Below are 12672 nucleotides of genomic sequence, written 5' to 3'. Positions count from 1 at the left end.
CCACCGAATACCACGGCGCCCGGCTGACCGTGCTGCAGCAGGGCCGGCGGGCGCTGACCCCGCTGGCCCTGGTCGTGGTCGCCGTGTTCATGACCGACGTCGTCTTCGCGGTCGACTCCGTCCCGGCCGTCTACGGCGTCACCGAGGACCCGTACATCGTCTTCGCGACCAACGCGTTCGCCCTGCTCGGCCTGCGCGCGCTCTACTTCGTGCTGCGCAACGTGCTGAGCCGCCTCCGGCACCTCAACCACGGCCTGGCGATCATCCTCGGCTTCATCGGCGTCAAGCTGGTGCTGCACTGGGCGCACACGGTCTGGCCCGCGGTCCCGGACATCCCGACCCCGCTCTCCCTGGCCGTCATCCTGGCCACCTTGGGCACGGTGACCGTTACGAGCCTGATGTCGCGCCGACCGGATCTTCCGCTGGAGACGACACGCCGATAGCTTGACCGGATGGTGCGAAAGCTGGCTGTGGTCCTTGCCTTGGTTCTGTCGGTCACCCTGACCGGCGCGGCGTCGTCCGCGCGGCCCGGCGCCGTGGGGATCGGTGATCCCTACTACCCGCTGGACGGCAACGGCGGCTACGACGTCAAGCACTACGACCTGGCGATCCGGTACGCGCCGGCGACCGACGCGCTGGCCGGCGTCGCGACCATCCGGGCCAGGGCCACTCAGCACCTGTCCGCGTTCAACCTCGACCTCGACGGGCTGACCATCCGGTCGGTCACCGTCGACGGCCGCGCGGCCCGGTGGTCGCGGGCCGGCACCGAGCTGACCGTCACGCCGCGCCGGCCGCTGCACAAGGGCGGCGCGTTCGTCACGAAGATCGCCTACGACGGCGTACCCAAGGTCATCCAGGATCCTGACCTCGGCGACGGCGGCGCGTTCACGACGTCCGACGGCGTGATGATCCTCGGCGAGCCCGACGTGGCGCAGGCCTGGTATCCGTCCAACGACCACCCGATCGACAAGGCGTCGTTCTCGATCGCGCTGACCGTGCCGAAGGGCGTCGAGGCGCTGTCCAACGGCGCGCCGGCGGGCCGCTTCACCCGCGGCGGCTGGACCACGTGGCGCTGGGAGCAGATCGAGCCGATGGCCACCTACCTGGCCATGGCCGCGATCGGCCAGTTCGACGTGAAGTCGTACCGGAGGGACGGGATCCAGTTCGTCGACGGGATCGACCCGGCGCTGCCGAAGGCGACCTACGACATCGTGGCCCGGTCGTTCGCCCGTGAGCCGGAGATCCTCAGGTTCCTGTCCGGCTACTTCGGGCAGTACCCGTTCCGTGCAGCCGGCGGCGTCGTGGACGCCGAGGGCGACTGGGGGTACGCGCTGGAGAACCAGGGCCGGCCGATCTACACGCCGGACGACTTCCCCACCGTGGAGGACGGCTCGGCGATCATCGTGCACGAGCTGGCCCACCAGTGGTACGGCGACAGCGTGGCCTTGGGCCGCTGGGCCGACATCTGGCTCAACGAGGGCTTCGCGACCTACGCCGAGTGGCTGTGGAGCGAGCACGAGGGTCTGGGCACCGCGCAGGAGACCTTCGACGCCCTGTACGCGACCCCGGCGACGGCGTCGCTGTGGAAGTACGAGGTCGCCGACCCGGGCGCGGCGAACCTCTTCGTCGGCGCGGTCTACAACCGCGGCGCGATGACCCTGCACGCGCTGCGCAAGGCGGTCGGCGACAAGGCGTTCTTCCGGATCCTGAAGTCGTGGGCGCAGATGAACCGCGGCGGCAACGTGACCACCGCCAAGTTCATCCGGCACGCCGAGCGGGTGTCCGGCAAGAACCTCGACGCCCTGTTCACGAAGTGGCTCTACACCGCGTCGAAGCCCGCCACCCCGTGATCACCGGCGTCGCCGCCGGGGTTCCGTACGCGCTGCTGCCGGCGCAGTCCGCGAACGCCCCGCTGGTGGCCGCGTGGCACCTGGTCGATGTGCCGCGCACCGAGCAGGCGTTCGCGGCGGCGGTCCCGCTGGACGGCCTGGACGCCTGGCGAGTGTATTTCGGGCTGCCGATGACCGGCGCCCGCCTGCCCGAGGGCGGCCTGGAGGAGCTGGGTCGCCGCATCTTCGCCGACCCGGTGGGCGAATACCGGACCATCGCCGGGGGCGCCGCCGACGAGTTCCCGGCCGCCCTCGCGGCGGTCCGGGCGGAGCACGGCATCGCCGACGGCCCGATCGCGGTGATGGGCGGCTCGATGGGCGGCATGGCGGCCCAGCTGGTGCTGGCCGGGACCGAGAACGTTCGGGCGGCGGTGCTGATCAACCCGGTGGTCAGCCTGCGCCGGACCGTCACCGCGCTGGCCGCCCTGCACGGCGCCCAGTGGTCCGCACCGGCCGACCCGTTCCTCGATCACGCCGACTTCCTGCTGCGCGCGGGCGAGCTGGCCGGCACGCCGATCCGGTACATCACCGGCGGCGACGACATGCGCAACGCCATCGTGACGCCGGTCGAAGAGGTGGTGGCCGCGGTGCACAGCGCGGACCACCGAGTGGTTCCGGGGATGGGCCACGCCGTGGTCGAGCCGCACGCGACGGAGACCGACCGCCTCGCCGTGGAGTGGTTCAGGCAGCACCTGTGACGCGGCCGACCCCGGCCAGCACCGCCATGTTCTCGGGGCCTTCGCCGGCAGCCGGCGGCGCCGGCCACTCGTGCAGCCACACCAGCCCGGGCGGCACCAGCTCGGCGGTGCCGAAGAAGCGCAGGATCTCGGCCCTGGTGCGGCCGGTCGCGACCGACACGTCGGTGCGGCGGTAGATCGAGGCCACCTGGTCGGCGGAGGCGTCGGCCGGGGTCTCCACCACCCCGTGCGAGATCGCGATGTACGAGCCCGGCGCCAGCACCGAGCGCAACCGCTCGACCGCGACATATGCGTCCTCGTCCGGCAGGAAGTGCAGCATCGACACCATCAGCAGGCCGATCGGCCGGGTGAAGTCGATCATCTCGGTGACGACCGGGTGCGCGAGCAACGCGTCGGGGAAGCGGACGTCGGCTTGCACCGCGGTCGCCACCGGGTTCTCCGCGAGGATGTCCCGGCTGTGCGCCACCGCCACCGGGTCGATGTCCACATAGACCACCCGGGCCTCCGGCGCTGTGCGGCCGGTGATCTCGTGCACGTTGCCGGCCGTCGGGATGCCGCTGCCGACGTCGAGGAACTGGCGCACGCCGGCCGCCAGCATGTGGTCGACCGCGCGGCGCAGGAAGGTCCGGTTGCGGCGGGCCAGGTCGCCCGCGTACGGGATCGCCTCGAGCAGCTTCTGCGCCGCCGCCCGGTCGGCCGCGAAGTTGTGGCTGCCGCCGAGCAGCGCGTCGTAGATGCGGGCGCTGCTGGGCCGGTCGGCGTAGTCGGCTTCATCGATGGGCATACGGACCAGACCTCAGTAAGCCGGAAACTCGGTGTGGGGTGGCCGGTGCCGCGTACCGGAGGCCTTGCACCTCGTCGCAGCCGGTGCCCTCGACCGCCTCGGCCATCCGCTCGTCGTCGACGCCGTGCACGGTGAGCACCAGGCCGAGCGCGTGGGCGACGGTCGCCAGCCCGGAGACGAGGAGCCTGGCGTTGCCGCCGGTGAGCAGCGGCAGCGGGCAACGCAGGCCGTGGATCGGCAGGCCGCGCAGGTAGGCCACGCTGGTGTAGCCGGCGCCGAAGTCGTCCAGGACCAGGCGGGTGCCGAGCCCGCCGAGCGCGGCCAGCACGGCGTGGCTGTGCGCCCCGGCCGGCACCGCGTCCAGCCCCGACAGGTGCAGCCGAAGCCGCGCGGGCGACAGACCCGAGGTCGTCAGCGCCTCGCGGACCAGCTCCACCACCTCGGGATAACCGATCCTGCGGATCGGCAGATCGATCCCCACGTACGGGCCGTCCGGCGCGCCGCTCCACGCCATCGCCTGCCGGCACACCTGGTGCAGCACCTGCCGGGCCAGCCGGGTCGTGGTCGTCCGGTCGCCGGTCAGCTCGCCGATCCGGCCCAGGTCCAGCGAGCCGAGGTGCGGGTGCCGCCAGAGCGCCCGGACGTGCACGCCCAGCACCCGGTGCCCGGCCGGCGTCACGATCGGCTGATAGGTCGGCGGCGCGGTGACCATCCCGGAAACCGTGTCCGCGGCCGGGCGCGGACCCGGCCGGCGGTCGTGCGCGGCCCAGCGGATCCGCCCGGTCCGCGCCCGCCGCACGGCGACCTCGGCGTCCACCAGCAGCCGGCTGGCGTCCAGGCCGGCCGCGGACGCGTCCACCACCCCGACCGCCGCCTCGAGCGGCACGCCCGGCCCGCCGTCCGGCAGGCTGACCGGCACCTCCAGCAGCCGCAGCACCCGCTCGGCGATCTCCACCAGATGCGGCATCCCGCCGCTGTCCTGCGCGAGCACCGAGAACGAGTGCGTGCCGTGCCGGACCAGCAGCAGGTCGGGGTCGCGGGCCACCCCGCGCAGCCGCCGGGCCACGTCGATCAGGATGTGGTCGCCGGCCTCCGGCCCGATCTGCTCGCGGATCGCCGGGAAGCCGCACAGGTCGATCAGGCACAGCCCCACGTGCCGCACCGGGTCGGCGGTCCGGGCCGCCTGGTCCAGCCGCTGCAGCAGGCGGGCGCGGTTGGCCAGACCGGTCAGCGGGTCGAAGTAGGCCAGCCGGTGATAGCGGGCCTCGCTGTCGGCGAGCGCCACCTCGAACTCCCGGGCCGCCCGCAGCGTGGCGCGGTGCAGCGCCTCCTGTTGCGTGCGGATCCGCTCCTGCATGGCGGCGGCGTGCCCGCCGAGGAAGCTGCCGAGCACCTCGCCGCCGGCCGGCTCGGCCGGGAGGTACGCGGCCAGCAGCCGGACCGTTCCGGGGAGCACGGCCGGGCTGCCCAGGCCGAGGTCGACCGCGTCGGCGCCGGCCCGCCACGCCTGCGCGACGTCCGGCGGTTCGGCCCGGGCCGCGTCCAGCAGGCGCCCGGCCAGCACGTGCAGCCGGTAGCGCACCTCGGACGCGGGCAGCGGCAGATAGACACCGGCCGCGATGACCGCCGCATGCCAGACGGCGCCGACCTCGCCCTCCGCGAGGACCCCCCGCGTCGCCTCGGGTGGTGGGGCGACCGTCGTCATGATCTCGCGGGTGCTGATGACGGTGCGGGCGGCCTGGGCCAGGGCCGCGTCGGTGTACTGCTCGGCGGTCTCCTGCGCCGCGGCGACGATGCCATCCGCGCGGTGCCGGGCATCCTCGATCAGCCGCTCTGCTGTGCGTCCCGGGTCGGGTGGCACGGGCGGGTAGCCGCACTCGGCAAGGATCTGGTTGAGCGCGGCGATCATCATGCCGTTGGTGACCGGCTCCGAATTCATTTGTCGTCGCCGCCCTCGTGCGGCTCCCACAACTCGACGGCCTGGCGACGGCCCAGCTTCAGCGCGGTGCGCACCGCCTCGGGGGTCTTGCCGACGAGGGCGGCGATCTCGGCCGGGGTGAGGCCCTGGGCGGAGAGCCGCAGCGCCTCGCGCCGCGCCGGCGGCAGCTGGTCGAGCACGTGGTTGAACCACTCCTCGAGCTCGAGCTCGGTCAGCCCGGGGTCGGTGGTGCGGCTCTCGTCGTACTGCTCGACGTCGGCGACCAGCACCTCGCCGTCGGCGTGGGCGATGCGGGCGCGCTGCTTGAGCCAGTGCGACCGGGCCGCGACCCGCACCCAGGCGGCCGGGTTGGTGAGGGTGGGCCAGCGGCGCAGCGCTTCCCGGATCGCCTCGGCAACGGCGTCCTGGGCCTCCCACATCTTCGCGCCCTCGGCGAGCAGGCCGCGGACCAGCGACTCCCAGTACGTCCGGAAGAACTGCTCGATCTCCCCGGCGGGCGGTGGGTCGGGAATCGACGAGCCCGAGCCCTCCGGCGCACTGTCCGGCTTGGGCGTGCCCGAGCTGTCGTCCGCGTCGACCACCGTGCCTCCGTTTCCCGATGAACCTCCGTCTACTTAGGTCCACCGGGGAACGGTCACGTGACACCGGGGAGGGATCTTTCTCTGAATTCGCGAAGTTTGACGGAAACTTCCCAGGTCAGACGCCGCGCGAAGAAGATCCCGGACGACGATAGACAAGCCAGGTGACCGCCACGCAAAGGGCGTAGAAGGCAATGAAGGTCATATAGGCCCCGTCGGCCGACTTCGTCTCCAGGAAGGACTGCCGGAAGGCCAGGTTGACCAGCACGCCACCGAAGGCGCCGACCGCGCCGGCGATGCCGATGACGGCACCGGCGAGGCGGCGGTCGCGGAAGATCGCCGGGATCATCTTGTACGTGGACCCGTTGCCGATCCCGCTCAACACGAACAGTGCGATGAACCCGACCAGGTAGAGCGGCAGGGACCGCTGCTGGGAAGCGACCAGCACCACGCCGGCGCCGCCCGCCATGGCGACGAAGTTCCAGAACGTCACCCGGGCACCGCCGAGCCGGTCCGCCAGCGCCCCGCCGACCGGCCGGATCAGCGAGCCGAGCAGCGGACCGAGGAAGGTCAGGTAGGCCGCCTTGACCGGGGTGCTGAACTCGTCGGCGAACTGCACCTGCAGCACCTGCCCGAAGGCGAAGCCGAAGCCGATGAACGAGCCGAACGTGCCGATGTAGAGCAGCGACATGATCCACGTGTGCGGGTGGCGCATGGCGTCCCGCATGCCGCGCTTGGCGTTGCGGGCCTGGCTCAGGTTGTCCATGAACAGGGCCGAGCCGAGCGCGGCCAGCACGATCAACGGGATGTAGAGCCCGGCGACCAGCCGCGGGCTGCCCGCCCCGGCGGTGGCCAGCACCAGCAGGCCGACGAGCTGCACCGCGGCCACGCCGAGGTTGCCGCCGCCGGCGTTGATGCCCAGCGCCCATCCCTTGAGCCGGTCGGGGTAGAAGGCGTTGATGTTGGCCATCGAGGACGCGAAGTTGCCGCCGCCGACACCGGCCACCGCGGCGAGGATCAACAGTGTCGAGTACGAGACGCCGGGCTCGATGAGGACGGCCGCCAGCAGCGACGGGATCAGCAGCAGCGCGGCGCTGACGATCGTCCAGTTGCGTCCGCCGAACCGGGCCACGGCGAAGGTGTACGGGATCCGCAGCGCCGAGCCGACCAGCGCGGGCACGGCGGTGAGCAGGAACTTCCCGGCCGGGTCGATGCCGTAGGACGGTCCGAGGAACAACACCAGCACCGACCACATCGTCCACACCGAGAAGCCGATGTGCTCGGCGAAGATCGAGAAGATCAGGTTGCGGCGGGCGACCGTCGCGCCCCCGTTCGCCCAGAAGGCGAGGTCCTCGGGCCGCCAGTCGTCGATCCAATGGCCTCGGACACTCGTCGTCACCGTGGGACGCTCAACTATCGCGGTCATGTCAGTCCTCCAGAACGAGCTGGTTCTCGTCGTCGACGCGGACGGCGTAGACGGTGAGCGGCGGCTGTCCGCTGGGCGAGCAGCCGGTGGTCAGGTCGAAGACGTTCAGGTGCAGCGGGCAGACCACGACCTCGAGATCGATCTGCCCGTCCGCCAGCGGCCCGCCGCGATGCGGGCACACGGCGGAAAGCGCGCGCAGTGAGCCGTCGCGCAAGCGGAAAACGGCGATCTGCCGGCCCGCCACGGCGTACGCGCGGCCCTCGCCCAGCGGGATCTCGTCGAGCGGCCCGAGGCGCGTCATGTCAGCACCGTGAGCGGGAGCGAGGTGCGGAACTGCCCGGGTGTGGCCGGGGCTTCCCGCTCCTTCCACGGGTCCCGGTAGGCCGCCACCGAACGGCCGATCGCCTCGTCGAGACCGGCCGCGATGCCTTCGCTGTCGTCCACGACGAGCGACCGGATCCGCTCGATACCGACCCGGGGCACGAACGCGTACGTGCGCTCCAGCCAGTTCGCGTTCTCCCGGTAGTACTGCAGGAACCGGCCGGTCAGCGTGAGCACCTCGTCGGCGGAGTCCACGGTGGCCAGCAGGTCGCCCTTGCGGACGTGCGCGCCGGCCGCCCCGCCGACGTAGATCTCCCACTTCCCGCCGTCGATGGCGACCACGCCGAGGTCCTTCACGTACGCCTCGGCGCAGTTGCGCGGGCAGCCGGTGACCGCGAGCTTCATCTTCCCGGGACCCTCGATCCCCTGATACCGCTCCTCGATCGCGATGCCCAGCGCGGTGGAGTCGCCGACGCCGAATCGGCAGAACTCGGAGCCGACGCAGGTCTTGACCGTGCGGAAGCTCTTCCCGTACGCCCAGCCGGACGGCATGTCGAGGTCGGCCCAGATCTGCGGGAGGCGGTCCTTCGGCACACCGAGCAGGTCGATGCGCTGACCGCCGGTGAGCTTGACCATCGGCACCTGATGGCGCTCCGCCACCTCGGCGATGCGCTTGAGCTGGGCCGGGGTGGTGACGCCGCCCTTCATCTGGGGCACCACCGAGAACGTGCCGTCGCGCTGGATGTTGGCGTGCACCCGGTCGTTGATGAAGCGGGCGTCGCGCTCGTCCACGTACCCGTCGCCCCACATCATCTTGAGGAGCGACGCCAGGCCCATCTTGCTTTTGGCGTCCTCGCCGCCCGGGGCGAGCTTGGCGAAGACGGCGGACACCGACCTCAGCTCGTGCTCGCGGATCGCGCGCATCAGCTCCGGCTTGGGCATCGGCACGCCGGGCACATACCAGGACGCGGCGGGGTCCTCCTCGACCTCTCCCCCAGCCGCCCACTCGACGATCTGCTGGACCAGCCCCTTGCAGGTGCCGCAGCCCTTGCCGGCCTTCGTCCGGTCCATGACGCCGTTGACCGTCTTGCAGCCACCCTGGACGCAGGCGGCGATCGTGCCCTTGGTGACGCCGTTGCAGTTGCAGACCTGCGCGTCGTCCGCCAGCTCGGCGGCGCTCACCTCGGCCGGCGGCCCGCCGATGTCGAACATCAGCTCGGCCCGGTCCTCCGGCAGGGCCAGCCCGCGATCGAAGGCCTGCATCAGGAACGCGACCTTGCGGACGTCGCCGACCAGCGTGGCGCCGACCAGCCGGCCGTCCCGGATGATGACGCTCTTGTAGACGCCCCGGCGCGGCTCGGCGAAGACCAGCGTCTCGTCGTCGTCGCGTTCGGGCTCCTTGAGGCCCATCGCGGCCACGTCGACGCCGGCCACCTTGAGCTTCGTGGCGACCCGCGAGCCGTGGTACGCCGCCTGCGGGTCGCGGCCGGTGAGGTGGTCGGCCAGCACCTTCGCCTGGTCCCACAGCGGTGCGACCAGCCCGTAGGTCTCCCCGCGGTGCTGCACGCACTCGCCGACCGCGTAGATGTCCGGCTCGCCCAGCGCGCGCATCTGGTCGTCCACGACGATGCCGCGCTCGACCGCCAGCCCGCTGACCTCGGCGACGTCGCTGTTGGCCCGGATGCCGGCCGCGACCACCACGACGTCGCACCCGATCGTGCGGCCGTCGCCCAGCCGGACGCCGGTGACCCGGTCCCTGCCGAGGATCTCGGTCGTGCGGGCGCCGGTGATCACCTCGATGCCGAGTTTCTCGATGCTGCCCTTCAGGATCGCGCCGCCCTGGGCGTCGAGCTGGGTGTTCATCAGGTGGCCGGCGGAGTGCACCAGGGTCACCCGCGAGAGGTGGCTCTGCAGGCCGCGGGCCGCCTCCAGGCCGAGCAGGCCACCGCCGATCACGACCGCGCGTTCGTGGTCGCGGGCGTAGCGGATCATGCCCCGGGTGTCGTCGAGCGTGCGGAAGGCGAAGACGCCCTGGTGGTAGCCGCGCTTCGGGCGGTGGATGCCGGGAATCGGCGGGATGTGGGCGCGGCTGCCGGTGGCGATGATCAGCTTGTCGTAGCCGGTGGCGGTGCCGTCGTCCGCGTACACCTGCTTGGCGTGCTTGTCGATCCGCACGATGCGGCGGCCGTGGTGCAGGGTGATGCCGTTGTCCGCGTACCAGCCGAGGTCGTTGAGGAAGATGCCGCTCTCGTCCTCCACCCCCGCCAGCAGGTTGGAGAGCATGATCCGGTTGTAGTTGCCGTACGGCTCGTCGCCGAACATGGTGATCGTGAAGTCGCCGCCGCGGCTCAGGATCTCCTCCACCGTCCGGGCGCCGGCCATGCCGTTGCCGATGACGACCAGTCGCTGCATCAGGCGGTTCCTTCCTCTTCTGCGAGCGCGATCGCGACCGCGCACGCCTTGAACGCCGGCATCCGGGAGTGCGGATCCAGCGCGGGATCGGTCAGCAGGTTGGCGCCCACCCAGTGGAAGGGCGCGAAGATCGTGTCCGGCCGGATGCCGGAGTTGAAGCGGGCGCGCATGACCGTTCGGCCGCGGCGCGTGCGCAGCTCGACCAGGTCGCTGTCCGCGATGCCGTGCCGCCGGGCCAGATCGGGGTGCAGCTCGGCGCGCGCCTCCGGCAACGCGACATTGAGCGCGGAGACCCGGCGGGTCTGGTTGCCGCTCTGGTACTGCTGCATGTTGCGGCCGGTGGTCAGCACATAGGGGTACGTGCGATCCGGCGTCTCGGCGGGATCCCGGTGCTCGACGCGATGGAAGCGGGCGCGGCCGTCCGCCGTGGGGAAACGGTCGGCGAAAAGGCTCGGCGTACCCGGATGGTCCTCGGCCGGGCACGGCCAGAACACACCCTGCTCCGCCTCGATCCGCTCCCAGGAAATCCCGGCGTAGTCGGCGATCCCCCCGGCGCTCGCCCGCCGCAGCTCGTCGAAGACGACCCGCGGATCGGCGCTGAAGAATTCGCCGCGGCCCAGCCGGTCCGCCAGCGCCGTCAGGACCTGCAGATCGGTACGCACCTCCGGCGGCGGATCCAACGCGCGCCGCCGGCGCAGCACTCGTCCCTCCAGATTGGTCATCGTGCCGTCCTCCTCCGCGAACTGCGTGGTGGGCAGCACGACGTCGGCCAGCTCGGCGGTCTCGGAGCGGAAGATGTCGGAGACGACCAGGAAGTCCAGCGCCTGCAACCTCTCGCGCACGTGGTTGGCGTGCGGCGCGGAGACGACGATGTTGCTGGCCAGCACGAGCAGGACGCGGACGCCATGGTCCTGGCCGAGGCGATCGAGCATCTCGTAGGCGGACTTCCCCGGCATCGGCAGCTCGCCGGGGTCGATGCCCCACACCGCCGCCACGTGCCGCCTGGCGGCCGGGTCGTTCAGCCGGCGATATCCGGGCAGCTGGTCGGCCTTCTGCCCGTGCTCGCGCCCGCCCTGTCCGTTGCCCTGGCCGGTGATCGTGCCGTACCCGGAGGCGTCCCGGCCGACCAGACCGAGCGCCAGCGCCAGGTTGAGCCAGGCCTGCGCGGTGTCGGTGCCGTTGCTGTGCTGCTCGGCGCCGCGGGCGGTGAGAATCATCGCGGGGCGCTCGGTCGCCAGCATGCGCACGGTCTCGCGCAGGTGCGCGGCGGAGACCCCGGTCATCCGCTCGACCCGGTCGGGCCAATAGCCGGCGGTGCTCGCCCGCACCGCCTCGAAGCCGGTGGTCCGATCGCGGATGTAGGCCTCGTCGAGCAGGCCCTCCCGGACGGCGATGTGCAGCAGGCCGTTGGCCAGCGCGAGGTCCGTGCCGGGCAGCGGTTGCAGGTGGCGGTACGAGCCGGCCGCCGTCGCCGTACGCCGCGGATCGACGACGATGTGCCGGGCGCCGTTCGCCCGCCCGGCATCCAGATACTGCATCGCCGGCGGCATCGCGTCGGCCGGGTTCGCGCCGACCAGCAGCACGGTCCGCGCCCGGGCGATGTCCGCCACCGGGAACGGCAGGCCGCGGTCCACGCCCAGCGAGCGGTTCGCGGCGGTGGCGGCGGACGACATGCAGAACCGTCCGTTGTAGTCGATGGCGCTGGAGCGCAACGCCACCCGCACGAACTTGCCGAGCGTGTAGGCCTTCTCGTTGGTCAGTCCCCCACCACCGAAGGCGCCGACGCTGTCCCGCCCGTACCTCCGCTGGCTGTCCTGGATCTTGGCCGCGATCAGGTCCAGCGTCTCGTCCCAGCCCGCCTCCCGCAGCGGGCTCGACCGGTCGCCGGGCACCTTGCGGACCAGCGGGGTGAGCAGGCGGTCGGGGTGGTCGAGCAGCTCGGCGGCGGTCCAGCCCTTGGCGCAGAGACCGCCGTTGTTGACCGGGAAGTCGGCCGGCTCGAGCCGGATGGATGTGCGGCCGGGGGTCAGCGTGATGCCGCATTGCAGTGCGCAGTAGGGGCAGTGGGTCGCGGTCGCCGGCATGCCCTCACGATGGCGGCGGGGCGTTTCGGCGGTGGTGGCCCGGGCGTCACAGCACGGTTCAGAACTTCTTACATGCCCCCCACACCGGTTGTGAGGAGCACTATGAGCCGGCTGGAGCTGGGGCTGCACCTGGCCGGCTTGAAGTGATAGCCTTTCGAAACCACTTGCTGCTTGCAATCGGTTCTGGAGGAACGATGAAGCTTCTTCTCACGTCGGCCGGCGTCAAGAACGCGAGCATCCACGAGGCGCTGCTCGGCCTGTTGGGCAAACCGATCGCCGAGGCCACCGCCCTCTGCATCCCCACCGGCATGTACGCGCACCCCTGGGTCAAGCCGGCGGGCGCGTGGGAGTTCATCGCCGGCAAGTCCGGGCAGCCGATGACCGAGCTGGGCTGGAAGTCGATGGGCGTGCTCGAGCTGACCGCGCTGCCCAGCATCGACCGCGACCAATGTGTGACAAGTGTAGAGCATGAAGATCGTAAGAGCCTCATGTAGGGAAAGATAGATGATACTCGAGTTTATATCTCTGTGGTCGGCGGATC

The 12672-nt window shown here is 71.6% G+C and carries 10 protein-coding genes and 1 pseudogene; 4 read left to right on the top strand and 7 right to left on the bottom strand.

Features of this window, described 5'->3' with window-relative positions:
• From AB0M20_RS08185 to AB0M20_RS08175, 3 genes and pseudogenes are all read left to right on the top strand, one after another.
• A pseudogene (locus AB0M20_RS08185) lies at positions 1 to 443 on the top strand (TerC family protein); the annotation flags it as partial.
• A 9-nt stretch (positions 444 to 452) separates the two neighbouring features.
• Positions 453 to 1850, top strand: a complete 1398-nt coding sequence (locus tag AB0M20_RS08180; protein WP_364295701.1) for a M1 family metallopeptidase — start codon at positions 453 to 455, stop codon at positions 1848 to 1850.
• Positions 1847 to 2587, top strand: coding sequence for a prolyl oligopeptidase family serine peptidase (locus tag AB0M20_RS08175; protein WP_364295698.1), 741 nt, complete (start codon positions 1847 to 1849; stop codon positions 2585 to 2587). Before AB0M20_RS08180 ends, AB0M20_RS08175 begins: the two co-directional genes overlap by 4 nt.
• On the opposite strand, the gene AB0M20_RS08170 is transcribed toward AB0M20_RS08175, so the two are convergent.
• The 7 genes from AB0M20_RS08170 to AB0M20_RS08140 form a co-directional block, all read right to left on the bottom strand.
• On the bottom strand, positions 2571 to 3371 hold the full coding sequence (locus AB0M20_RS08170) for an SAM-dependent methyltransferase (RefSeq protein ID WP_364295695.1): 801 nt from the start codon (positions 3369 to 3371) through the stop codon (positions 2571 to 2573). The two genes, AB0M20_RS08175 and AB0M20_RS08170, sit on opposite strands and share 17 nt — an antisense overlap.
• Entirely contained in the window at positions 3358 to 5310 is a 1953-nt protein-coding gene (locus AB0M20_RS08165; RefSeq protein ID WP_364295692.1) for an EAL domain-containing protein, read from the bottom strand. Before AB0M20_RS08165 ends, AB0M20_RS08170 begins: the two co-directional genes overlap by 14 nt.
• On the bottom strand, positions 5307 to 5891 hold the full coding sequence (locus AB0M20_RS08160; RefSeq protein WP_364295689.1) for a sigma-70 family RNA polymerase sigma factor: 585 nt from the start codon (positions 5889 to 5891) through the stop codon (positions 5307 to 5309). The genes AB0M20_RS08165 and AB0M20_RS08160 overlap by 4 nt, the downstream gene beginning before the upstream one ends.
• A 115-nt stretch (positions 5892 to 6006) precedes the next feature.
• Positions 6007 to 7314 carry a nitrate/nitrite transporter gene (locus tag AB0M20_RS08155; RefSeq protein WP_364295686.1) on the bottom strand — a complete coding sequence of 436 codons (1308 nt, stop codon included), beginning with the start codon at positions 7312 to 7314 and terminating at the stop codon, positions 6007 to 6009.
• A 1-nt stretch (position 7315) separates the two neighbouring features.
• Complete coding sequence (locus AB0M20_RS08150) at positions 7316 to 7615, bottom strand: Rieske (2Fe-2S) protein (protein ID WP_364295683.1); 300 nt, start codon at positions 7613 to 7615, stop codon at positions 7316 to 7318.
• Entirely contained in the window at positions 7612 to 10047 is a 2436-nt protein-coding gene (nirB, locus tag AB0M20_RS08145; protein ID WP_364295680.1) for a nitrite reductase large subunit NirB, read from the bottom strand. Before nirB ends, AB0M20_RS08150 begins: the two co-directional genes overlap by 4 nt.
• Entirely contained in the window at positions 10047 to 12131 is a 2085-nt protein-coding gene (locus tag AB0M20_RS08140; protein ID WP_364295677.1) for a molybdopterin oxidoreductase family protein, read from the bottom strand. Before AB0M20_RS08140 ends, nirB begins: the two co-directional genes overlap by 1 nt.
• A 194-nt stretch (positions 12132 to 12325) precedes the next feature.
• Here AB0M20_RS08140 and AB0M20_RS08135 point away from each other — a divergent pair, with 194 nt between their 5' ends.
• The gene (locus AB0M20_RS08135) at positions 12326 to 12625 is read left to right on the top strand and encodes a hypothetical protein (RefSeq protein ID WP_364295674.1); all 300 of its coding nucleotides are present in this window, start codon (positions 12326 to 12328) and stop codon (positions 12623 to 12625) included.
• The last annotated feature ends 47 nt before the right edge of the window (positions 12626 to 12672 follow it).

It is taken from the genome of Actinoplanes sp. NPDC051633 (genome assembly GCF_040681735.1).
In the GTDB taxonomy this organism is placed as follows: Bacteria; Actinomycetota; Actinomycetes; order Mycobacteriales; family Micromonosporaceae; genus Actinoplanes.
This window is presented reverse-complemented; position numbering and strand designations above follow the sequence as displayed.